This is a genomic window from uncultured Psychromonas sp. (assembly GCF_947489755.1).
Lineage (GTDB): Bacteria > Pseudomonadota > Gammaproteobacteria > Enterobacterales > Psychromonadaceae > Psychromonas.
Window position 1 is genome coordinate 146,870 of record NZ_CANLFB010000005.1, and the last position, 23,977, is coordinate 170,846.

General features: G+C 37.1%; 20 protein-coding genes. 4 read left to right on the forward strand and 16 right to left on the reverse strand.

Annotated elements, in window-relative coordinates; all coding sequences use genetic code 11:
- Positions 1–28 precede the first annotated feature (28 nt).
- The 9 genes from bamA to rpsB all read right to left on the reverse strand — a co-directional run bounded on the left by bamA (position 29) and on the right by rpsB (position 10,117).
- Positions 29–2,446, reverse strand: coding sequence for an outer membrane protein assembly factor BamA (bamA, locus tag Q0794_RS04585; protein ID WP_298940528.1), 2,418 nt, complete (start codon positions 2,444–2,446; stop codon positions 29–31).
- A 118-nt stretch (positions 2,447–2,564) separates the two neighbouring features.
- The gene (gene rseP, locus Q0794_RS04590) at positions 2,565–3,941 is read right to left on the reverse strand and encodes a sigma E protease regulator RseP (protein WP_298940533.1); all 1,377 of its coding nucleotides are present in this window, start codon (positions 3,939–3,941) and stop codon (positions 2,565–2,567) included.
- Complete coding sequence (gene ispC / locus Q0794_RS04595; RefSeq protein WP_298940558.1) at positions 3,935–5,131, reverse strand: 1-deoxy-D-xylulose-5-phosphate reductoisomerase; 1,197 nt, start codon at positions 5,129–5,131, stop codon at positions 3,935–3,937. The genes rseP and ispC overlap by 7 nt, the downstream gene beginning before the upstream one ends.
- A gap of 2 nt (positions 5,132–5,133) precedes the next feature.
- The gene (locus tag Q0794_RS04600; RefSeq protein WP_298940535.1) at positions 5,134–5,985 is read right to left on the reverse strand and encodes a phosphatidate cytidylyltransferase; all 852 of its coding nucleotides are present in this window, start codon (positions 5,983–5,985) and stop codon (positions 5,134–5,136) included.
- A gap of 51 nt (positions 5,986–6,036) precedes the next feature.
- Positions 6,037–6,771 (reverse strand): polyprenyl diphosphate synthase, encoded by a 735-nt coding sequence (uppS, locus tag Q0794_RS04605; RefSeq protein WP_298940559.1) that lies wholly within the window; start codon positions 6,769–6,771, stop codon positions 6,037–6,039.
- Between the two features lie 66 nt (positions 6,772–6,837).
- Positions 6,838–7,395: a ribosome recycling factor gene (gene frr / locus Q0794_RS04610; protein ID WP_298940537.1), complete on the reverse strand. Its 558-nt coding sequence runs from the start codon at positions 7,393–7,395 to the stop codon at positions 6,838–6,840.
- A gap of 83 nt (positions 7,396–7,478) precedes the next feature.
- Entirely contained in the window at positions 7,479–8,219 is a 741-nt protein-coding gene (gene pyrH / locus Q0794_RS04615; RefSeq protein ID WP_025563188.1) for a UMP kinase, read from the reverse strand.
- Positions 8,220–8,415: 196 nt separating this feature from the next.
- Positions 8,416–9,285, reverse strand: coding sequence for a translation elongation factor Ts (gene tsf, locus Q0794_RS04620; protein ID WP_298940540.1), 870 nt, complete (start codon positions 9,283–9,285; stop codon positions 8,416–8,418).
- 100 nt (positions 9,286–9,385) lie between these two features.
- Positions 9,386–10,117: a 30S ribosomal protein S2 gene (gene rpsB / locus Q0794_RS04625; RefSeq protein ID WP_298940542.1), complete on the reverse strand. Its 732-nt coding sequence runs from the start codon at positions 10,115–10,117 to the stop codon at positions 9,386–9,388.
- Positions 10,118–10,516: 399 nt separating this feature from the next.
- On the opposite strand from rpsB, the gene map reads away from it, so the two are divergent.
- Both map and glnD read left to right on the forward strand, forming a co-directional pair.
- Positions 10,517–11,305, forward strand: a complete 789-nt coding sequence (gene map, locus Q0794_RS04630; RefSeq protein WP_298940543.1) for a type I methionyl aminopeptidase — start codon at positions 10,517–10,519, stop codon at positions 11,303–11,305.
- 73 nt (positions 11,306–11,378) lie between these two features.
- Positions 11,379–13,991, forward strand: a complete 2,613-nt coding sequence (glnD, locus tag Q0794_RS04635; protein WP_298940545.1) for a [protein-PII] uridylyltransferase — start codon at positions 11,379–11,381, stop codon at positions 13,989–13,991.
- Between the two features lie 175 nt (positions 13,992–14,166).
- On the opposite strand, the gene Q0794_RS04640 is transcribed toward glnD, so the two are convergent.
- The 6 genes from Q0794_RS04640 to Q0794_RS04665 all read right to left on the reverse strand — a co-directional run bounded on the left by Q0794_RS04640 (position 14,167) and on the right by Q0794_RS04665 (position 22,362).
- Positions 14,167–15,219 (reverse strand): ABC transporter ATP-binding protein, encoded by a 1,053-nt coding sequence (locus Q0794_RS04640; RefSeq protein ID WP_298940546.1) that lies wholly within the window; start codon positions 15,217–15,219, stop codon positions 14,167–14,169.
- Entirely contained in the window at positions 15,219–16,853 is a 1,635-nt protein-coding gene (locus Q0794_RS04645) for an iron ABC transporter permease (protein WP_298940547.1), read from the reverse strand. Before Q0794_RS04645 ends, Q0794_RS04640 begins: the two co-directional genes overlap by 1 nt.
- Entirely contained in the window at positions 16,843–17,862 is a 1,020-nt protein-coding gene (locus tag Q0794_RS04650; protein WP_298940548.1) for a Fe(3+) ABC transporter substrate-binding protein, read from the reverse strand. The genes Q0794_RS04645 and Q0794_RS04650 overlap by 11 nt, the downstream gene beginning before the upstream one ends.
- 216 nt (positions 17,863–18,078) lie before the next feature.
- Positions 18,079–19,629: a sigma-54 dependent transcriptional regulator gene (locus tag Q0794_RS04655; RefSeq protein ID WP_298940549.1), complete on the reverse strand. Its 1,551-nt coding sequence runs from the start codon at positions 19,627–19,629 to the stop codon at positions 18,079–18,081.
- Between the two features lies 1 nt (position 19,630).
- Positions 19,631–20,737, reverse strand: a complete 1,107-nt coding sequence (locus tag Q0794_RS04660; RefSeq protein ID WP_298940550.1) for an ATP-binding protein — start codon at positions 20,735–20,737, stop codon at positions 19,631–19,633.
- Between the two features lie 179 nt (positions 20,738–20,916).
- Complete coding sequence (locus tag Q0794_RS04665) at positions 20,917–22,362, reverse strand: sigma-54-dependent Fis family transcriptional regulator (protein WP_298940551.1); 1,446 nt, start codon at positions 22,360–22,362, stop codon at positions 20,917–20,919.
- Between the two features lie 351 nt (positions 22,363–22,713).
- Between Q0794_RS04665 and fliS the strand changes: the two genes are divergently transcribed.
- Positions 22,714–23,109 carry a flagellar export chaperone FliS gene (gene fliS, locus Q0794_RS04670; protein ID WP_298940552.1) on the forward strand — a complete coding sequence of 132 codons (396 nt, stop codon included), beginning with the start codon at positions 22,714–22,716 and terminating at the stop codon, positions 23,107–23,109.
- A 55-nt stretch (positions 23,110–23,164) separates the two neighbouring features.
- Positions 23,165–23,464, forward strand: coding sequence for a hypothetical protein (locus Q0794_RS04675; RefSeq protein ID WP_298940553.1), 300 nt, complete (start codon positions 23,165–23,167; stop codon positions 23,462–23,464).
- Positions 23,465–23,491: 27 nt separating this feature from the next.
- On the opposite strand, the gene Q0794_RS04680 is transcribed toward Q0794_RS04675, so the two are convergent.
- A partial coding sequence (locus Q0794_RS04680) for a transposase (protein WP_298940554.1) occupies positions 23,492–23,977 on the reverse strand: 486 nt, incomplete at its 5' end.

The window sequence follows — 23,977 nt, forward strand, 5'->3', positions numbered from 1 at the left end:
TTAGACTTACAGCCAGTCAATAATCTAACTAGAAAGTATCACCAATATTAAATGAGAATATTTCAGTCGTATCACCATCATATTCTTTTAGCGGAACGGCTAAAGTAAAGACTAATGGTCCTAAAGGTGAAACCCACGTTAACTGAGTACCTAATGATGCACGAAGACGACCTGGTTTAGAGTAGTCTCCAGCATAATCACAATTATACGAACAAATATCTTTGTAGGCATCATTATCGAACTCGGTATCCCAGACTTCACCAGCATCAACAAACAAACTACTTCTGACTTGACGAGCATAAGCTTCATCTAAGAACGGTACAGGGAAAATAAGTTCCGCACTCATTGTATATTTTGCATTACCACCAATAGCACTATCAGTATAAGTCGCCGTTGCATTACCACTACTTACACCAGAATAAATGGCGCGAGGTCCGATACTATTACTCGAAAAGCCACGTACTGTTCTGTAGCCGCCAACATAATAGTTTTCAAAGAAAGGTAAAATTTGATCATTGCCTTCAAATGTACCATAACCGTTTCCGTAACCTAGGCTACCTCTTAATAAGGTTGTCCAATCACCATTGTCAGTGATTCGCTGATAGTTACGAATATCAAAGTTCAATTTAAAAAACTGAAGGTCAGAACCTGGAACAGTAACTTTAGCGCGTAATGTATGTGACATACCTTGCGTAGCCAATTGCCCTCTATCTAGATTATTACGTGTCCAAGTAGCAGTAAAATCAAAGTTTTTAAAGTTTGCGCTGCCGTCTGAATCTTGTAGTGAACCGTAAATATCCCAAAACTTCTCTAACTGGGCATAGCCATTAACTTGAGAAATACCATTATTTTCCCAACCGAAACTAAACCCTAAACGGTTAATTTCGTTAATAGGAAAGCCCGTACTAAAGCTTAATCCATAAGTTGTATTAGTATAATCAACGATATTAGCCTCAGCAGCTTCAAATTTATCATAGTAAATACGCGCACCGCCACTTACACCATCTTTAGTTAAATAAGGTGTATCGTAACTAAGATCCGCACTCACACTATAATCATTAAATTTAGTTTGTAAGGAAACTTTATCGCCACTGCCTAAGAAGTTACTTTGTTGGATACCACCACTTAAACTAATACCAGAGTCAGTACCGAATCCTATACCAGCAGTGAAACTACCAGATGACTGCTCTTCTACATTAACATTCACATCCACTAAATCATCACTAACGCGGTCAGTATTGATGTCTACTTTAGAAAAGAAACCTAAACGATTTAAACGTGCACGAGACGTTTCAAGGGCTTCGCTAGATAACCAACCGCCTTCCATTTGACGCATTTCACGACGTAATACAACATCTTTAGTTGTTGTATTACCCGATATATTAATATATCGAACGTAACCTCTTTGGCCTGGATCAACAGAAAAATTAACCACAACCGTATTAGTTTCATCATCAATTTCAGGGTAGGTATTTATTTCAGGGAAAGCATACCCTAGACGACCAAAGTACTTACGAATGCTTTGTTCTGAAGCAGACACATCAGACGCCGCGTAAACATCGCCTTTTGTGAATGAAACTAAACTTTTAATGTCTTCATCGTAGCCAAGTAAGTCTCCAATAAAAGTCACATTTTTAACTTTATAAATGTCACCTTCATTAACATTAACCGTTACATAAACACCTTTTTTATTAGGTCTTAAAGACACTTGAGTTTCATCAATTTTAAAACGAATATAACCACGGTCTAAGTAGTAACTTTTAATAACTTCTAAATCACCGGCTAACTTTTGTTTTTGATAGTTATCATCTGCAAATAAATCCCACCACCCCCCAGAATCACTTAGCGTTAGTCGTTTCAATAATTGGGTATCGGTATAAACGTCATTACCAACAATATTAATTTCTTCTATTTTTGCAGTTAAACCTTCACGAAACACAAACTGCACTGACACACGGTTTCTTGGTAAAGGTGTAATGATCGTTTCAACTTGTGCACTGTACTTGCCGACACTGTGGTAAAAATCTTCTAAGCTTTTTTCAATACTGGTTAATGTTGTTCTATCGAGAGAGTCACCTACTTTTATTGATGAGGATTTAAGTGAATCTAATATCTGATCTTCAGATAATTTATCATTACCTGTTAACTCAATTGCACTGATTGTAGGACGTTCTTTAACTTTAAAAATAAGCACAGAGCCATCTCTAAATAACTGAATAGATTCAAAGTAACTTGTACTATATAATTTTTTAATCGCTTGGGAGACATCATAGTCATCAACGACATCACCTTCTCGTATTGGTAAGCTTAATAAGGCAGCACCTATCGTCACACGTTGAAGTCCTTTGAACTGTAAATCAGAAACAGTAAATTCTTCTGCCGAAGCAAAATTCGCAAAGCACCCTGTGACCGTTAGCGTCATCGCTAATAAATATTTCTTAAACATTATCTACAAAATCCTTTACTGCACTTTTGTGCAAAAAATAGTTTAAATGCACTCTTAATAGAGCTCAAAAACGACACAACTAAATGATAACAGCTATCATTGACGTTTTGTTCGTATTTTATAATAAATTAAAGTCATTCAGCAGTGCAATCGACATAAATGTCATTAATACAGCAGCACCTATTTTAAAACCAACTTCTTGTATTTTTTCAGAAACGGGTTTACCTTTTATTGCTTCAATAAAGTAATACATTAAATGCCCACCGTCTAAAACAGGTAATGGAATCAAATTCATAATGCCTAAGTTAACACTAATTAAGGCAATAAACCCCAGGAAGTAAGCTACCCCATAATCAGCGCTCATTCCAGCACCTTTTGCAATGCCAACCGGGCCACTTAAGTTTTTAACAGACAAATCACCTGTCACTAACTTAACAAGCGTAGAAAAAGTTAACTCTGTTAGTTGCCATGTTTTATCAAGGCCTTTAGTAAACGCCTCTACAACACCATATTTTAAACTAACTCTAAATTCATCAGGATATACATCTACTGTTGGTGCTAACCCTATATAACCTTGCAATGTACCGTCGGCAGCTTCACGGGTGTCAGGTAAGAGTGTTAATACTTGTTCATTACCTTCTCTTTCAATGGTTAATTTAAGTTTATTATTAGCATTTTTTTGAATAATGTTAACAAACTGTTGCCAGTCATTTAATGCAATGCCATCGATTGAAATAAGTTTATCACCTACTATTAAACCACTGCGTTGAGATGCACTGTCATCAGCAACAGAGTCAGCCACAAGGTAAACTTTAGGAGAATAAGGAATAAAACCTAAACTTCTAATAACAGATTCTTTTTTTGGTTCAAATTTCCAATTGTCTAATGAGACTGTATAAGTTTGGCTTGGTTCATTAACTATTTGTGAGTCTGACCTCATAAATGGTGTAATGCTTAGCTCGAAATTAGACTCGCCAATTTGATCAACAAGTAGTAGATTTAAAGCTTCCCAATCGTTAACAACTTGTCCATTAACTGATGTTATTTGAAATTGTTTTTGCTCGGAGATAATACTTGCAGGAGAGTTTTCAGTAACATGGCTGATAATAGGTTTAGCACTGTTTACACCAATCGTATACATCAAGAAAAAGGCAACAATGGCTAATAAGAAGTTGGCAATAGGACCAGCAGCAACGATCGCAATGCGTTGCCAAACTGTTTTTTTATCAAAGGCAAATTCAGATAATTCATCTGGTACCTCTTCGACACGTCCATCGAGCATTTTAACATAACCGCCCAATGGAATAGCAGCAATAACAAACTCAGTACCCTGTTTATCTAATTTTTTAAAAAGCACTTTACCGAAGCCAATAGAAAAGCGATGTACTTTCACGTTGCAACGACGGGCTACCCAGAAATGCCCATACTCATGAATGGCTACTAAAATGCTTAAAGCAATAATAAATGCAGCGGTATTCCAAATGAAATCTAACAAATCGTACCTCTATTAATAAACTCCATAGCAGAGTTCCTTGCCATTTTATCTATAACTAATAACTCGTCAATTGATGATACTGCTTGATGTGTTAATTGATTTAACACATGTTCGACTACAGTAGGGATGCCTGTAAATTGAATACGTTCATCTAAAAAGGCTTGTACTGCTATTTCATTAGCGGCATTGAGTGTTGTGGTTGCATGTTGCCCTTCATAACAGGCTTGTATTGCTAATTTCAGACACGGATAGCGACTATAGTCTGGTTCGACAAAAGTAAAGTTAGCAGAGTTAAAGAAGTCAAAGCCTTCTGCGCCACTTAGTATCCGCTTCTCGCCCCCCATTACATGCGCGATAGGTATTCGCATATCGGCGTTACCCATTTGAGCAATAACGCTACCGTCTTTATATTGCACCATTGAATGAATAACTGATTGAGGATGGATGATTACTTTTAGCTGATCTTTATTCGTGTTAAATAACCACCTTGCTTCAATGTACTCAAGGCCTTTATTCATCATTGTCGCAGAGTCGATTGAAATTTTAGGTCCCATCGACCAATTAGGATGTTTAATGGCTTCATCAGGGGTAATAGCACTAAATTCATTTAATGACTTAGTTAAGAATGGTCCGCCAGATCCCGTTAATAATATCTTTGAAACGCCGCCCAAACTTAAATCACAATGTCCAATGCTATCTTGTAACGTTGGAGACATTGATTGGAAGATGGCATTATGTTCACTATCCACAGGCCATAATTTAGCACCAGACTGCTTAACTGCATCAATGAATAACGCACCAGACATGACTAATGATTCTTTATTCGCTAAGAAAATTTCTTTCCCCGCATAAACCGCAGCAAGTGTAGTTTTCAGACCTGCAGCGCCTACGATTGCAGCCATAACGGAATCTATCTCAGTGCTGCCCAGTAGAGAAAGCACTTCTTCTTCAGGTAATACTTGGCAGTTTAATTTATTATGTTCTAGTTGCTGCTTTAGCTGTAAAGCAGATTGGTCGTTAGATAAGGCAACATAAGAGGGTTCAAACTCAATACACAGAGCTAACATCTTATCAACATTAGTCGCCGCATATAAAAATTGAACATTGTATAAACTAGGGTTATGGCGACATACGCTTAACGTACTATCACCAATAGACCCTGTTGCACCCAATACCGCTAGATTTTTCATCATTAAATTAGCCAGTAGATATATATAAAGGCAAATACAGGAACAGCAGCTGTTAAACTATCAATGCGATCTAATATACCGCCATGCCCTGGTAATAAATTACTACTGTCTTTTAGGCCAGCTTCTCGCTTAAATACACTTTCAGTTAAATCACCTAAAGCAGAGACTAAAGTTGTGATAATTGAAGCGGCAAAAAATACTGCCATTTTTTCAGATGAAATAGCAAAGAAAGTACTCGCGAAATAAGCGACAACAACCGCACTAACTAAACCGCCCACAAGCCCTTCAATTGTTTTACCAGGACTCACATTAGGCGCTAATTTATGTTTACCAAATTGTTTTCCTGCAAAATAAGCACCAGAATCAGCAGCCCACACCAATAAGCACACGTACATTACAAGTTGCGCACCAAAATAGAAGTCATGATGCATATTCATTGAGCGTAAAACAACAAGTCCCCAAAAAAATGGAATTAAGGTTAACAGGCCAAAAATACCTTTTATTACCTTATTTGATCGCCACAGGGTTGCCGAGGTTGGGTAACGTACTACCATGACTAAAGCAATACACCACCAAGCAGCAGCAACTGAAAGTCCATAAATAATATATTGGTTTGGCAATTCACCAGTCCAAATAGCACTTACTGGCATCAACATTAATGTAATACCAAGTATTAGACCAAAAATATAAAGGATGGCAGAAGAAGGTTCCTTACTCACAAAACCAGCCCATTCTTTACTTGCAAGTAAAAAGACACCCGCTGCAAATAACATAAAGAATTTAAGTGGTAAAAAGAAAATAGCCGCAATGGCTAATGGCGCTAATACAAGCGCAGTTATAATTCGTTGCTTCACAGAAAATTCCCGTTTTTTTATCTGTAGGCTATAAAGTTGCTTCCGGTAAAATTAGCAGTTAACTTGTGCGCTAGTTTGTCCAAAACGTCGCTCTTTACCTGAAAATACATCTAATGCTAATTGGAAGGCTTCACCATCAAAATCTGGCCATAATACATCGGTAAAATACATTTCTGCATAAGCAAGCTGCCACAATAAAAAATTACTAATACGATAATCACCGCCAGTACGAATCATTAAATCAACATCGGGTAAGTCACCCAATGTTAATGTCTGACCGACTAACTCTTCATCGATATCATCAATATTTAATTCGCCACTTTGAACCTGAGTTGCGATTTTTCTAGTCGCATTAGTCATATCCCAACGACCACCATAGTTAGCAGCAACATTTAATGCTAACCCTGTATTATTTTTTGTTAGCTCTTGGCCTTCATGCACTTTTTTTTGTAATCGGTCACTAAAACCAGATATATCACCAATGATATTTAGCTTAATGTTACTTTTATGCAGTTTTTTTATTTCGCGCCCTAACACAATAAAAAACAACTCCATTAACATACTGACTTCTTGTTCAGGACGTTTCCAATTTTCACTGCTAAAAGCAAAAATAGTCAATGCTTCAAGTTCATTATCTCTTGCGAAAGTAATTGTTTTACGCAGGGCTTTTACACCGTGTTTATGCCCAAAAATACGGTGTTTTCCTTGTCTTTCAGACCAACGGCCATTCCCATCCATAATGATAGCGACATGTTTAGGGAAATTATTTTTAGACGTCACAGTAATCCTTTACAAAAAATAAAATGCACCAAATACCGAGTAGAAGGTGCACTAATTAAATATGATCTAAAACTAAACTTCTAACAATTCAGCTTCTTTCACTGCTAATACTTCGTCTACTTTCTTGATGCTTTCATTAGTCACTTTCTGTACTAACTCTTCACCTTGACGTTGCTGATCTTCACTGATTTCTTTTTCTTTCTCTAGATCTTTAAAATCACCATTGGCATCACGACGAATATTACGGATAGCAACACGCGTGTTTTCTGCTTCACCACGAACAACTTTGATCAAGTCTTTACGACGCTCTTCTGTTAATGGTGGTAAAGGAATTCGAATAACAGTACCAGCAGACATCGGGTTTAAACCTAAGTTAGAGCCCATGATTGCTTTTTCTACCGCTGCGATTAATGTTGCATCAAATACAGTAATCGTTAATGTACGAGCATCTTCAGTAGATACGTTACCTACTTGACGTAATGGTGTATTAGAACCGTAATATGGCACCATAATGCCATCAAGTAAACTTGGGTGAGCACGGCCAGTACGTACTTTCGCTAATTGGCTCTTAAATGACTCGATACTTTTATTCATACGAGTTTGTGCGTCATCTTTGATTTCGTTAATCATATCTACTTTCCTAACTTATTGGTCATTATCAGACTTTGTTACTCATTTTGGCAACAAGAATTGTTAATAGTTACTTATTTTAATTAAATATTTTCTGCAGCATGAGTGATCGTTGTACCTTCGTCACCACCTAATACTACACGGCTTAATGCACCAGGTTTATTCATGTTAAACACACGAATAGGTAAACTGTGGTCTCTTGCTAACGTAAAGGCAGCTAAGTCCATTACTTGTAATTCTTTTTCTAAAACGGTTTGGTAGTCTAAAACACTGTATAATTTAGCATCTGGGTTTTTAACTGGGTCTGCATCGTAAACACCATCTACTTTTGTCCCTTTCAATACCGCATCCGCTTCAATCTCAATACCGCGTAAACAAGCAGCAGAGTCAGTTGTAAAAAATGGATTACCTGTACCAGCGGCAAAAATAACAACCGTACCTAGTTTCAAATATTTAATAGCTTCAGCCCAGTTATAATCATCACAAACACCATTCAATGGAATAGCTGACATTAAACGAGAATTTACATGTGAACGATGTAATGCATCACGCATTGCCAATCCATTCATCACTGTTGCTAACATGCCCATGTGATCACCAACAACACGGTTCATACCAGCTTGTGCTAGACCTGCACCACGGAATATATTACCACCACCAATAACTAAACCAACTTGCACACCAGATTCGATTAAAGATTTAATCTCTAATGCCATACGATCCAATACTTTAGGATCAATACCGAACCCTTCTTCACCAACGAGTGCTTCGCCACTCAATTTCAATAAAATACGACGATAAGCAGATTTAGGGTTAGTGCTCATAATTTCATTCCTTAAGTTGAAATAATACCGATTTTTTAAAAAAATTATAAAAATAAATTTAAAAAATAGGTCTTAAACTGGCCATTAAACAGGCAAATTATCTTACTTTTTAATATAAAAGAACCGCAGCTATGCCGCGGTTCTTATTTACAACGGTTCAATGCTAAAAAACATCACCTATTGCACCTGAATAAAATTACTTAGCAGCGGCCATTGTAGCAGCAACTTCAGCAGCAAAATCTTCAGTTTTCTTTTCAATACCTTCACCAACTTCTAAACGGATGAAAGAGACAACGTCTGCATTCGCACCTTTAAGAAGTTTAGCAACAGTCATTGATGGATCTTTAATGAAAGATTGACCAGTTAAACTTACTTCACCAGTAAATTTAGCCATACGACCATTAACCATCTTCTCTGCTATCTCAGCTGGCTTACCGCTTTCGATTGCAATTTGTAATTGAATTTCTTTTTCTTTAGCAACTACGTCTGCAGGTACATCTTCAGGTTTAACAAACTGAGGAGATGCAGCAGCAACATGCATTGCGATATCTTTAGCTAGGTCAGCGTCACCGCCAGTTAACACAGAGATAACACCGATTTTACGGCCATGTACGTAAGCGCCTAGGTTTTCACCTTCAACGATTTGTAAACGACGTACAGAAATGTTTTCGCCAATTTTAGCAACTAAAAGTTCACGCGCTTCTTCAACAGTTGTTTCGTCGTAAGCTTGTGAGCTAAGTGCTTCAACAGTATCAATTTTGTTTGCAAGTGCGATATCAGCTACTTTTTCAGCAAATGCTAAGAAGCTTTTATCCATAGCAACGAAGTCTGTTTCACAGTTTACTTCGATGATTAATGCTGTAGTACCATTAGTTTTTGCAAAAATTGCACCTTCAGCAGCAATACGGCCTGCTTTTTTAGCGGCTTTGATTGCACCTGATTTACGCATGTTTTCAATTGCAAGCTCGATGTCGCCATCTGCTTCAACTAATGCTTTTTTACAATCCATCATACCCGCAGCTGTGCGGTCACGAAGTTCTTTAACTTGCTGAGCTGTAATAGCCATTGTTTGATTTCCTATTTTAATTCTATAAAAAAAGGGGCCATATAGACCCCTGATAACCAACCAATGATTGGTTAATAAGAGCTTCTATTATTAGAAGAACTTATTTTTCAGCTGTTTCTTCTTCAACGAAGCCTTCAGCTACTACTACTTCTGCAGTACGGCCTTCTTTAACAGCTTCAGCAGCTGCATTTAAGTAAAGCTTAACTGCACGGATAGCATCATCATTACCAGGTACGATGTAATCGATGTTATCAGGACAAGAGTTAGTATCTACAACAGCGATAACAGGAATTCCTAGGTTATTCGCTTCTTTAATTGCAATGTGCTCGTGATCAGCATCGATTACGAAGATTACATCTGGGATACCGCCCATGTTTTTGATACCACCAAGTGTTTTTTCAAGTTTCTCTAATTCACGAGTACGCATAAGCGCTTCTTTCTTAGTTAACTTGTCAAAAGTACCGTCTTGGCTTTGAACTTCAAGATCTTTCAAACGCTTGATTGATTGACGAACTGTTTTCCAGTTAGTCAACATACCACCTAACCAGCGGTGATCAACGTAGAATTGGTCACATGCGATTGCAGCTTCTTTAACAGCTTCTGAAGCTGCACGTTTAGTACCAACAAAAAGGACTTTACCTTTTTTAGATGCTTTAGCTTCTAGGAAGTTAAGCGCTTGGTTAAACATAGGAACTGTTTTTTCAAGGTTGATGATATGAACTTTATTACGAGCACCAAAAATGAATGGTTTCATTTTTGGGTTCCAGTAACGAGTTTGGTGACCGAAGTGAACGCCTGCTTGTAGCATATCGCGCATTGATACTGTTGCCATTTGAATTTCCTTTTAGGGGGTTAGGCCTCCACACATCCCATACACTCGACCATTAATTTCTTAAACAGAAAAAGGCACCCCGAGTGACGTGTCGATGCGTGTGTGTTATTTAAGTAATAATCCTTTATATTCAACACATTACATGTGAAGAATGGATTATCCTGATTATTTAAGAAAGCGACTAAAAAATTAATCTATCAATCTCGGAGCGCTTTATACCACAGCCAACCGATTATCTCAATAAATAGTGTGTTAATTAGCATATTTTTAAACGTCTTTTCTTTACTTAAAATACTCGCTGGTTGTGAGGGTTTGTTAGTATTATTTTATCTAGCACCGAAGGCTAAAACTCTTTATAATTACGGTATAAACATTTTATTCAAAGTATAGAGATATCACATGTCTGGACTAATTAAAACTGCTCAAGAAATAGAAAAAATGCGTATTGCTGGCCAACAAGCTGCAGATGTATTAACCATGATTGAACCTTATGTTAAAAAAGGTGTAACCACTAACGAACTAAATCAGCTATGCCATGATTTTATCGTTAATGAGCAAGGAGGGATTCCAGCTCCATTGAACTACCACGGATTTCCTAAATCTATCTGTACCTCATTAAACTATGTGGTATGCCATGGTATTCCCAACGATAAGCCTTTAAAAGAAGGTGATGTATTAAATATAGATATCACCGTTATTAAAGATGGCTACCACGGTGACACATCTAAAATGTTTATGGTTGGAAAACCCTCTATCTTGGCAGATCGTTTAGCGCGCGTAACACAAGAATGTTTATACATCGGTATTAAAATGGTTAAGCCTGGTGCTCGTTTAGGCGATATCGGTGCTGCTATCCAAAAACACGCAGAAAATCACAACTATTCAATCGTACGTGAATATTGTGGACACGGTATTGGTGCAGGATTCCACGAAGAACCACAAGTATTACATTACGGTAAGAAAGGCACTGGTGAAGTATTAAAAGCTGGTCAGTGTTTTACTATTGAACCAATGCTTAATGCGGGTAAACGTGATTGTAAAGTATTAAAAGATGAATGGACTGTTGTGACTAAAGATAAAAAATTATCTGCGCAATGGGAACATACATTGTTAGTGACTGAAACAGGTGTTGAGATTTTGACACTGCGCCCAGAAGAAACAATTGAGCGAATCATTAACCCAGAATAAATATGAATTAAGCCTGCTTTCTTAGCATAATTTTTTAGCATAAGTAATGCAGGCTTCAACATTGAGGCTTTAAATGGACTTTGAACACTATTCCCCGCTACATATTCAGCAACAAGATCTCACCATTTCTTTTATCAAACAACACCTACAACAATTTTCAGACTGGCAACTTGAACAATTCAAAGCTAAAAAGCACATTAATGAAATTGTATCAATGCGTGCACTTTATGTTGACGAATTATTAAGCCGTTTATGGGATTTAGTTGGGTTAAATGAAAGCTTTGATTTAAGTCTACTTGCAGTTGGTGGATACGGACGAGGTGAATTACATCCGAAGTCTGATATCGACTTATTAATTTTATCAGATCATGGTTTTAGTAAAGAATCTGAAGATAAAATAGGACAACTGATCACCCTACTGTGGGATTTAAAACTCGATGTTGGTAATAGTGTTCGCACAATAAGTGACTGCATAGAACAAGGTAAAGCAGATATTACTATCGCAACCAGCATGATCGAATCACGCTTAATTAAAGGTAATGAAAAAACCTTTGAAAAATTACAAAGCGTTATTGGTGAAAGTGACTTCTGGCCGTCAGCTCAGTTTTTTACGGTTAAAAAAGAAGAGCAATTTGGACGCCATAAAAATTGCCGAGGCGATGGCTACAATCTAGAACCTGATATTAAAAATGGCTGTGGCGGACTACGTGACATACAAACTATTGCATGGGTTTCAAAACGCCACTTTGATGCTCATAGCCTTTTAGAATTAACGTCATACGGTTACATTACTCAGGGTGAATACCATGAAATAAGTGACTGCCAGTCGCAATTATGGACAATTCGATTTGCCCTTCATACAGTGACAAACCGTCCTGATAACCGCTTACTTTTTGATTTTCAAAGTGATGTTGCCAAGTTATTAGGGTATACCGGTCAGCGCAATGAAGCCGTAGAACAGATGATGAAAATGTTCTATCAAACTATTCGTCGCGTCAAAGAGCTCAATGAAATGTTATTACAATATTTTGATGAAGCTATTTTGGGCAATGTGGCCACAGAGTTTCACGATATAGACGAACACTTTAGAATTCGCGGCAATAAAATAGAATTAACCTCTTCAGGTCATTTCCAAGATAACCCAGAATCTATTTTACAATTATTTGTACATATCGCTGATGATAAACGTATTAAAGGCATTTACTCGAGTACCTTACGTGAGCTTCGAGAAGCAAGACGCTGTTTAACACACTGGCTACAAAACATTCCAGAGTGCCGCACTATTTTTATGGAAATTATTAAGCACCCTCGCGGCATGGGCCTCCCTTTTACATTAATGTATGAATATGGTGTGTTAGCCGCTTACATTCCGCAGTGGAGCCGTATCGTTGGACAAATGCAGTTTGATTTGTTCCATGCTTATACCGTTGATGCTCATACCCATAAGCTTGCTAAATTTATTTACAACTATCCAAACAGTAAAGGTGATCATCCTTTAGCTCATGAAATCTATGGTTCATTAGAAAAACCAGAATTATTATTTTTAGCGACAATATTTCATGACATAGCAAAAGGGCAACAAGGCGATCACTCAACATTAGGTGCCGTAGATGCCTTAGCTTTTTGTGGGTTACATGGTTTAACACGACATGAAAGTAAAGTAGTTGCTTGGTTAGTTGAGCATCATTTAACCATGTCAGTAACCGCACAACGCCGAGATATTAGCGATCCAAATGTGATCATTGCGTTTGCAAAAACAGTCAGAGATGAAAAGCACCTTAATTTATTATACTGCCTAACTGTTGCTGATATTTGTGCTACCAATGAAGATACTTGGAATAGTTGGAAAGCCTCTCTTCTACGAGATTTATATTATAAAACGCTCACTATGTTACGACGCGGCTTAGAAAATCCACCTGATATTCGTGATCGCATTCGAGATCGCCAACTTAAAGCATTGGGTATTCTAGCGGGCTTAGGCATTAGCGAAGAACAAGTAAAACCCCTGTGGAAATACTTTCGTTTAAATTACTTTTTCCGTTATACCTCAGCGCAAATTTGTTGGCATACTCAACATTTATTAGCGCACGAGGATTACAGTAAACCACTAGTATTGATCAGTACTAAAAATGCACGTGGTGGTAGTGAGATCTTCGTTTACAGTAAAGATGTACCAACGCTTTTTTCTTCTGTCGTCACTGAGATAGATAATAAAAAACTTAGTGTTCATGATGCAAAAATCCTTTCAAGTCGGGATAATTATTCACTCAGTACCTTTACGGTATTAGAAGAAGATGGCGAACATATTGATAGTGATAAAATTCAGCGGTTGCGTGAAGCCATTGTTGATACATTGTTAAAGCCTGATGTTATTAATTCAAACTTAATTCGCTTAGAGCGCGTTAAAAGACCTTTTAAGTTTGAGCCTAAAATAACGTTTTTACCGACGCGCCGTAAACGTACGCAAATTGAAGTGGTTGCTTTTGATGCCCCTGGTATTTTAGCAAATATTGGTACTGTTTTTGTCGATCATGGCTTAATGCTTGATACCGCGAAGATATCCACTATTGGTGAGCGAGCAGAGGATTTGTTTATCGTCTCTACTGCTGATGGTGACTCATTAACGAAAGAGCAGGAAGAAAGCTTAAAAGCCAGTTTGATGTACGAGTTAAGTCCAAGTACTTAACTGCATACTTAATCAAACGTTTAATTAAGTAACTATATTGAAATAACAAAATTGAAATAACAAAAAAGCCCGTTATGTTCTTCACATAACGGGCTTTTTAATGATTAACGATTAATGATTAACGATTAACGATTAACGATTAACGATTAACGATTAACGATTAAATTATTAATGCTTAAGACTCAAAAGTAACAAAATCATGATTTAAAACAGTTAAGGTGACTTTATCTCCCACCTCAAACTGCAAACAATCATTGCAATGATTGCTGTGCCTAATAATAAAAGATTGCTCATTAAACTGAACTGTAATTTGTTGCAATGCCCCTTGAAAATCGACTTGTTTAACTATCCCTAAACCCGCTAAGTCTGGAACGATATTGATATGTTCAGGACGCAATAATAAGCGCAACTGCTTGCCAATGCTTTCTTCTATTACATCATTACTAGTCAACAAACCAAAACAACTCTGGTAAGTACATTTATCAGCAACAGTGACATCAATATAATTTGACTGCCCCATAAAGTCAGCAACATAAGCAGAGCTAGGCTGACGATATAATTTTTGTGCCGTATCTATTTGCACAATTTTACCAGCTTGCATTAAGGCAATACGATCAGCAAAAGCGAAGCCTTCTTCTTTAGAGTGTGTCACAAATAACGCGCTCATTTGATGCTGTTTAAATAACTGACGAATTTCATGGATAAGTTGAAAACGAACATGCTGATCTAAATTAGAAAAAGGTTCATCTAATAACATTAATTCAGGCTGATAGGCGAGCGCACGAGCAATGGCAATACGCTGCTGTTGACCACCTGATAATTGATGTGGAAAACGTTTAGCTAACTCACTCAATTGAACCAATGATAAAACACTTTCAACACGCTGCTGTTTCTCAGCTTTAGATAGCTTATTAGTCAGTGAAAAAGCCACATTATCAAACACATTTAAATGCGGGAAAAGTGCGTAATCTTGAAAGATAAGCCCTATTTTTCTTTGCTCTGGCGGCGTATAGGTTTTCTCATCATTCAACACCTTTTGTCGAATACTAATTTTACCAGTGAGCTCTGCTTGTAATCCTGCAACAGCCCTTAACAACGTTGTTTTACCACACCCACTTTCACCTAATAAACACACGATTTCATTATCATTCAAGGTCAAGTCTAACGATTCTAAAACGGCGGTTTTTTGATAAGAACAACTTAGGTTTTGAATATTTAACGCACTCATTAACGCTTTTTCTCCAGCAAACGATTCACAACAATAAATGGAATTAAGCCTAATGCGATAATCATCAAAGCAGGCAGCGCAGCATATTCTATCATTTCATCTGAAACAAATTGATAAACATAAGTTGCTAAGGTTTCAAAATTAAATGGGCGTAGCAGTAATGCAGCTGGTAGTTCCTTCATTGCTTCGATAAACACTAAAATGAACGCGGTTAGCATACCCTTTTTAATTAAAGGAATATTCACGCGCCACAAGGTTTTAACAGGGCCATTACCTAATGTTCTAGAAGCAAGTTCAAGTGATGGGGAGACCTGTACTAAACTACTGTCAACACTACCGACAGCAATAGCACTAAAGCGAACTAGGTAACCTAGTACTAAAATAACTAATGAGCCTGACAGTATTAAACCAACGGGTGTTAAATCCCAGCTTAATAAGAAGTCATTCAACAACAAATCAAAACTGGTTAATGGTATCAACACACCAATAGCGACAACAGTACCAGGCACAGCATAACCAAGAGATGATAAACGTATCGTTGATTTAGCAGCAAAACCTGGGCTTAGACGTTGATAAAAGTTAACAATAAGCGCGACTATTAGCGCTAAGATAGCCACCAAGAATGCTAACCATAAACTGTTCATCGTATAATTAATTAAGTCATCATTTAATGACTCTGCAAAATAATGAGCAGCGTAATACATTAAAGTCACAATCGGAATAAATAATGACAGGCTGACCAGAGACCAAGTAAAGGCTAATACGCCCCACTTCTTCCATCCTGTTAATACAAAACGAAGATCTACATTACCGTTATTATTACGCTGATAAACTTGCTGTTTACGACGGCTATAGTTTTCCAATGAAATAAGAATGACGATCGCTAATAGCATCATTGACGATATTTTAGCGGCGGTCGTCAAACTGCCTAGTTCTAACCAAGTATCATAGATTGCAGTCGTCAGGGTATGCACTGCAAAATAATTAACCGTAGCAAAGTCGCCTAAGGTCTCCATCGCAATCAATGAAATACCCACAGCCATAGCAGAACGAGATAAAGGAATACTGACTCGCCAAAATGCTTGTAATGGAGAAAGGCCAAGGGTTCTTGCAGCTTGAAATAACCCTGCTGACTGGGTTAAAAAAGCACTGCGTAATAACAGGTATAAATAAGGAAAAAGTGATAGCGCTAAAATGACGGAAGCACCAAAAATGGTGCGGATATCAGGAAAGTAATAATCATCAATAGACTGCCAACTAAACAGCCTTCGCAAAGCAAGTTGTACAGGCCCGGTGAAATCTAATAAATCTGTATAAACGATAGCAATAATATAAGGCGGCATAGCCAGAGGCAGCATTAATGCCCATTGTAGTTTTTTACGTGAGGGGAAATCACAACAAGCGACAAACCAAGCACTGGGCATGGCGAATATAATACTCAAAAGAACAACGGATAAAATAACCAGAATGGAATTGCTAATGTAGGTGAATAAAACGGTATCAACAAGGTGTGAAAAACTGCCACTTTCATCGATGACAAAAGCACTTAAGAAAATAGCAATTATTGGACATAATAAAATACAAGTTACTCCCCAAGGCAGTAACTTGTATAAGTTTGAAGACTTAGAGATCAAATTTCACTTCATCCATTAACTTAATAGCTGCTTTATGCTGCGCAGCAATATCAGATAATTTGATATTGTCTTGCTTAAACTCGCCCCAAGATGCCACTAATTTAGACGGTTTAACATCTTCTTTAACAGGATATTCATAGTTAATTTCAGCGTACATTCCTTGTGCTACGTCACCAGATAAAAATTCCATCAGTTTGATCGCATTCTCTTTATTAGGAGAGTATTTAGCTAAAGAAACACCACTTACGTTTACGTGTGTACCCGTTGTTGCTTGGTTCGGGAAGTTGATGTGAACCGCTTCAGCCCAAGAAACTTGTTTAGGATCGTTTAACATTTTACCTAAGTAGTAGCTGTTAGTTAATGCGTAATCACATAATCCTTCTTTAACCGCTTTTACTTGAGCACGATCATTACCTTGTGGTTTACGTGCTAAATTAGCTTTTAAACCTTCTAGCCATGTTTTTGCATTAGCTTCGCCTTCGTGAGCAATGATAGAGGCTAATAGTGAAATATTGTAAGGATGTTTACCAGAACGCATACATACCTTGCCTTTAAAAGCTGGCGTAGCTAAATCTTGGTAAGTAATATTTGGTGTAGGACCAACACGTTCAACTGAAGAATAGATGCTACGAGCTCGGCTAGTTAATGCAAACCACTCTTTGCTAGCACCGTGGAATTTACTAGGGATATTTTTATCTAGCACTTCACTTTCAACTGGTTGCGCTAAGCCATCTTCAGTAAATAAAGCTAAACGGCTGAAGTCAGATGTTAGCATAAGGTCAGCTTTAGATAAGTTGCCTTCACGTTTAATACGTTCGATTAAACCTTTTTTAGCAAATAAAATATTTACTTTGATGCCCGTTTCAGCAGTGAACTCTTTCATCATTGGTTCAATTAAAAACGGTTGGCGATATGAATAAACATTCACTTCTTCTGCAGCAAAAGACATTGAACTTGTTAGTACTGATGCACCAGCAAGTAAAACCGTTAAACCCTTTTTAATAGACATATATTATTCCTTTAAATAACCATAATTATTAAGAGCAAGCATTGTAATGATAACAATTATTATTTACAAGCTTAATATTTATAACTATTTATGATAAGAAATAAAATAAAAATATCGACAACGATAAACGTCGAAGAGGTAACAACTTTAATGCCAATGCATAGTGCCGAACATAAAATGTAGGACTTATAATTTATTATTTCAAAATCAAAGGGTTTAGGCAGGTAAAGCAATACCTTGCTCTTTCATTCGTGCAATTTTATAACGCAAGGTCCGAGGGCTAATACCCAATAATTCAGCGACGTCTTTACGCTTACCTCGACAAGTTTGTAATGCATCTAAAATAATTTTTTGTTCTTGCTGTTTTAACCCTTTACCTAATGCTTCCTCGACAATGGGTTTAATTTCTTGTGTCACGTTGACAGTAGAGCCACTAATGTTGTTATCTATTACATTAGATTTAATCTCTGTCACTTCGTCAACTGTATGTTTAGTCTCAGTAAGAAAGGTTTCATTGGTACCATTTGCTATCGAACTTTGAATAGCGCTATTACTCTCAGATCCTTTCTCAAAACAACCTTGATCACTCACTGATTGCAAAATATGTTCAAACTGTTGATCTTCTAAAATAAGCGCATCGCAATCAATGACCTGATGACTTGATAAAATTAATGCACGTTGCATAACATTATCAAGCTCACGCACATTACCAGGCCAAGCATAACTAGCAAGGCACTGTTTCGCTTGCTCAGATAATACAGGGATAGGCGATGATTGTTCAGAGGCATGATGCGCAAGTAAATATTCAGCTAGTGGAAGAATATCCCCTTTACGTTGTTGTAATGGTAACCACTGTAGTGGGAACACATTCAGACGATAATATAAATCCTCACGAAAAGTGCCTGCTTCTACTGCTTTTTTTAGATCTCGATTACTTGTTGCTAAGACTCGCACATTTAATTTAATTGTTTTACGAGAGCCTAAACGCTCTACTTCTTTTTCTTGTAAAACCCGTAATAATTTCACCTGCAACTCTAATGGCATTTCTGTAATTTCATCTAATAAAATAGTGCCGTTTTGTGCCTGCTCAAATTTACCAGGGCACGCCTGAATCGCACCAGTAAATGCACCTTTTTCATAACCGAATAAAGTAGATTCGAGCATAGTATCTGGGATGGCACCACAATTAATCGCGACAAACGCTTGATCATGTCGTGTCGATTTATCATGTATGTATCGAGATAAAACTTCTTTTCCAGAACCACTCGGACCAGTAATCATCACGGAAGCATCAGTGACAGCGACTTTATCTGCCACTTTAAATAGTGCAGCTGTACTCGAATCGCCAAAAACCGGTGTTTGTGACAAGACTTTATAGACAGGTGCATAGCGGCTAACTTGATTTAATAACACTTCAGGTGAAAAAGGCTTGGCAAGATAATCAATCGCTCCATCACGTATTGCTTTTACTGCATCATCGATAGTGGCATAAGCCGTCATAAGCAATACAGGGGTGTCGGGATATTTATTTTTAATGTTTTTTAATAACGCTAAGCCATTCATCCCCCCCATTTGTATATCGCTAATCACTAAATCGTATTGTGACTTGTTGAGCGCGGCATGATTAAGTTCAACCAATGCCGACTCAGCACTGTCGACTTCTTGGCAGTCATACCCAGCTAATAATAAAGTATCAATTAATGCTTCACGTAAACCCGCATCATCTTCAACAACTAATAATTTACCCTGTGCCTTCGCATTTAACATACTAAGCCCCTATTACTTTATTGAGTTGAGTATTAAATTGCTTAGATTCGCCAATACGATGCAATGGTAATACGAGTGTAAAGCAACTACCTTTACCCACTTCAGACTTTACTTCAACATTGCCTTTATGTGACTGAACGACTCCTTGTACCACTGCTAATCCCAGACCTGTGCCTTGCGCCTTTGTGGTATAAAAAGCTTCCATTACTTTTGCTAAGCGTTGTTTTTCAATACCTGGACCATTATCCATTACCGATATCTCTAACTTATCTTCACCTCTTTGTACTGCACTAATATAAAGTTGAGCTCCTTTCCCAGTTGCTTCAACCGCATTAGAAATGAGGTTAGTCATTGCACTGGTTAGCGCGTTTTTATTGGCTAAGATAAATAAATCTGGATTAGGCAATTTACATTGTAAGTTACCTTCAACATGACTGATCATTGCATCACTTGCATCTTGTACTTCTTCTAACAATGTCGCGACAGAGACTTCTTCTACTATTTTTTGTTCTCCGCTGCGTGCAAATAACAACATGTCATTTACCTGCGTTTCTAAATCCTGCAAACGATTCATTAACTTACCTTGAAAACGAAGACGAGAACTTTCATTAAGCGTTTTATTGGCTAAATTAGCACCATATAACATAGCAGCAGATAATGGAGTACGAATTTGGTGAGCGAGTGATGCCACCATTTTGCCTAGAGAAGATAAACGCTTTAAGGTGGCCACATGTTCTTGTAGTTGACGAGTATGCGTTAAGTCCGTTAATAGAATAAGCTGGCCTGGTTGGCCTTTTAATGAAGAAATTGACAATTGAATACGACGACCATTTTTTAATGATATTTCATGGCCATCATCATTTTTAGGACTAAATGAGCGTTTAATGATATCGCTCCAACGCATATTTTCTAGCGGCTCACCTAATAATTGCACGGCAACACGGTTTGCTTGCCCAACGATGCCATTTCCATCAATAACAATAAGCCCAGAAGGTAATTCATTATACAATTGCCCCATGTAATTAGCTTGTGCACGCAATTGCTCAAGCTCACCGACATAGCTTTCTGTTTCTAATGATGGATTGTTCGTTGATTGATGGATTGTCATAGCAACACCTAAAAATGAGTATAGATATCACTACTAAGCACTTATTATGCCAATCAAAAAATATCATTACTTAACAGTAAGATAAAAGTGATCTGCCATAAAAATGACAGAAAAAAGCCGTGTCATAGGTTAAAATAACACGGCTTTCAAGTATATTTTTAGACATGAAGATAGGTAAGCTAGCCTTCTTTATTTAACCCATATTTTTTCATTTTTTCAACTAACGTCGTACGGCGCATGGATAATAATTCAGCTGCATGTGAGACAACACCATCTTGTGAATCAATTGCTTGGCGAATCATTTCCATTTCAAACTCAACCAATTTATTTTTCAAATTCATCCCTTCGGCAGGTAAATGACCTAAAAATCCTTGCGACTCTTCATCACTTTCATCAGATAAAATCGGAGCATCTCCAAACATACCCGATAAAGCATCACGTTCAAGTAGCGCTTCTTCTTCTGGGTTATATTGAATATGGTCAACCATTTCACCTTGCTCATCAAGATAACGATATTTAACAGGTAACTCATTAATATCGATGATTTTATTACTATGTAATATCAACAAGCGCTCTAATAAATTAGATAATTCACGTATATTACCAGGCCAACTATGTTGCATTAATGACTCTAACGCACGCTGAGTAAAACGCAGTGTTGCTTTGTGTTCGACTTCTAAGCGAGATAATAATTCTTGTAAAAGCAGTGGAATATCTTCTTGGCGATCTCGTAATGCAGGTTTTTCGATTGGGAATACATTTAAACGGTAGAATAAGTCTTCTCGGAATGTTCCGGCGATGATCATATCTTCCAAATGTCGATGTGTCGCAGCAATAATACGTACATCTGCTTGTAATGATTTAGTGCCGCCAACACGTTCAAAGGTTCTTTCTTGTAATACTCGTAATAATTTAACTTGCATTGGCATTGGCATGTCACCAATTTCATCTAGAAATAAAGTGCCACCTTCGGCCAGCTCAAAACGCCCTTTACGAGCAGTAAATGCACCTGTAAAAGCCCCTTTCTCATGACCGAATAATTCACTCTCTAGTAATTCCGCAGGAATGGCACCACAGTTAACAGGAACGAAAGGCCCTTTATTACGATTGGAGACTTCATGAATAGCACGAGCAACAACCTCTTTACCTGTGCCTGATTCACCTAACACTAAAACATTCGCGTTACTTTCTGCAACTTGCTCCACTAAATAGCGAATTTCTTGGATACGTAACCCTTTGCCGACTAAAGAGGAGATCAAATATTTATTGGCTTTATTTAATTGATGATTAGGCATTTGAAAAGTTTGGCAATAATGCAATAGCTGCGTTAACTCTGAATAAACAATAGGTAAATTAAGCACGCCAATATGGTTACTATAATTATTGTCGACTTCTCCAGCTAAACTAATAAATGGCACCTTCGGGAAGTTGGTAACAATTGAAGAAAGATTATTATCTTGGTTACTATAAATCACAGCTGAAGGGGATAATTGATTTACGTGCTTACCTAGATCATCAACATTAACAGTTAGATAAGACTCACCTACAAAGTGTAAAACAGTTTGTAGTATCTCAGCTTGTTGCGTAGTTGTATCCACTAAATAAATGGGCGGTCTTTGCTGCATAATCAATATCCATAAAAATTAAACTAACTTTAGTGTAGAGTATTTTTTTTTATTTGTATTAAAAATCGTCAAAAATATGACAATGACTATTAAATGGCACTTTAATGTTACCATTTAACAAAATACTTCTAAAGTAATAGGTGAAATAACCGATAAAAATAGTAGGCTCAAATATTGCTTAATCACTAAGATACTGACTAACACAGTCATAAATCTGACGATGAAGTTATACAAAGTAAGGTGTAATAAAAAGCACCATCAATAATAAAAAAGTGACAACAAATAAAAGTGCATTTATAAAAAGTAAAAGCATGCTGTTAATAATAAATTAAACTTTGCAAGGAAAGTACTATGCGTGGCTCGGTCCAAAAATATCAGAACTCAAACCTAAATAATATCGAACAAGCAGATCCACACACCCTTATTTCTTTAATAATGCAGCATATACAAGGAAACTTAGCAGGAGCTAAAGGGGCAATTGAGCGTAAAGATATAGAAAATAGAAATAAAATGTTAACCAAAGTTATCGGATTAATTGGGGAACTACAAAACAGTTTAGATATGAAAAAAGGGGGGGAGATATCAACGAACCTTTATGACTTATACGCTTATATGATACGCCAAGTAAACCAAGCGACACGTAAAAACAATGCAGAGCCTTTAACTGAAGTGCTTAAACTGATAACAGAAATCAAATCAGGTTGGGATGGCATTCCACAAGAGATACGTCAGCAGTACAATCGTTAACGGTACCTTCATTTAGAGATAATATCGCTAATAAATCTAGTTAGCGGAGGTAACAATGACTAATATCCAAGCTAAAATCGATATTTTATTCGAATTTAATAAAAAGCTGAATCAACTACTTGATGAAGAAGAGTATGCCGATTTTTTACAACAACAAAATCTTTTCGGAGATCAAGTTAAAGATTGTCTTAATAGCTATTCAGAAGAGGAGTTATTAACCGTCATTGAGTCATTAAAACGTTTAAAGGTAATGGTAAAAGAATTACAAAACAGAGCGGACCAATGTACTAAGCAACTTAAAGAAAAGTCATTAACACTGCAACGCAACAAAAAGAAAATAAAGGCTTATAAATAAAAAACGAGCCTTACTTGTTAATGCCGTTCACTTAAGGTGAACGGCATATTTGCTTTTAGCTACTGGATATCTATTTTTAGATGATTTTAAACACCTCGGATAACTTCGTTCTCGCCTTCCCTCTAACTTAAATTGCGCTGCATTTCTTTCTATATCAATCACTATCTTCGGTACATTACCAGGGGCATATATCGGCATCATCGTCAGTGTATGGATGATATGAGAAGAAGCATCTCTAAAACTTAATTGGTTCGCAAAAACGCCCTTAAGGGATTTCGCCATCAATATCATTTTGTAACGAATTAAATTGTAAGCGAGTAAAACACCCCATAGTTCTTGATGAATTAATTCAGGTAGATTACTACGTAACGTAAAACGACTTTCAAGCATATGCTGCTTCATTTCGCGATAGCCTAATTCTATTTCCCAACGATGCGTGTATAAATCAACAATTTCAGCACTAGGGTAAGCCATATTATCTGTCATTGAGGTCAGTATTTTTACTTCTTTTCC

Excerpts from the sequence above, each read along its gene's own strand:
- Q0794_RS04660 (WP_298940550.1), bottom strand. The coding sequence starts at position 20,737 with ATGACAATCCATCAATCAACGAACAATCCATCATTAGAAACAGAAAGC.
- Q0794_RS04650 (WP_298940548.1), bottom strand. The coding sequence starts at position 17,862 with ATGTCTATTAAAAAGGGTTTAACGGTTTTACTTGCTGGTGCATCAGTA.
- pyrH (WP_025563188.1), bottom strand. The coding sequence starts at position 8,219 with ATGAGCACTAACCCTAAATCTGCTTATCGTCGTATTTTATTGAAATTG.
- frr (WP_298940537.1), bottom strand. The coding sequence starts at position 7,395 with ATGATTAACGAAATCAAAGATGACGCACAAACTCGTATGAATAAAAGT.
- Q0794_RS04675 (WP_298940553.1), top strand. The coding sequence starts at position 23,165 with ATGACTAATATCCAAGCTAAAATCGATATTTTATTCGAATTTAATAAA.
- tsf (WP_298940540.1), bottom strand. The coding sequence starts at position 9,285 with ATGGCTATTACAGCTCAGCAAGTTAAAGAACTTCGTGACCGCACAGCT.
- map (WP_298940543.1), top strand. The coding sequence starts at position 10,517 with ATGTCTGGACTAATTAAAACTGCTCAAGAAATAGAAAAAATGCGTATT.
- bamA (WP_298940528.1), bottom strand. The coding sequence starts at position 2,446 with ATGTTTAAGAAATATTTATTAGCGATGACGCTAACGGTCACAGGGTGC.
- glnD (WP_298940545.1), top strand. The coding sequence starts at position 11,379 with ATGGACTTTGAACACTATTCCCCGCTACATATTCAGCAACAAGATCTC.
- Q0794_RS04665 (WP_298940551.1), bottom strand. The coding sequence starts at position 22,362 with ATGCAGCAAAGACCGCCCATTTATTTAGTGGATACAACTACGCAACAA.
- rpsB (WP_298940542.1), bottom strand. The coding sequence starts at position 10,117 with ATGGCAACAGTATCAATGCGCGATATGCTACAAGCAGGCGTTCACTTC.
- fliS (WP_298940552.1), top strand. The coding sequence starts at position 22,714 with ATGCGTGGCTCGGTCCAAAAATATCAGAACTCAAACCTAAATAATATC.
- Q0794_RS04655 (WP_298940549.1), bottom strand. The coding sequence starts at position 19,629 with ATGTTAAATGCGAAGGCACAGGGTAAATTATTAGTTGTTGAAGATGAT.
- Q0794_RS04640 (WP_298940546.1), bottom strand. The coding sequence starts at position 15,219 with ATGAGTGCGTTAAATATTCAAAACCTAAGTTGTTCTTATCAAAAAACC.
- ispC (WP_298940558.1), bottom strand. The coding sequence starts at position 5,131 with ATGAAAAATCTAGCGGTATTGGGTGCAACAGGGTCTATTGGTGATAGT.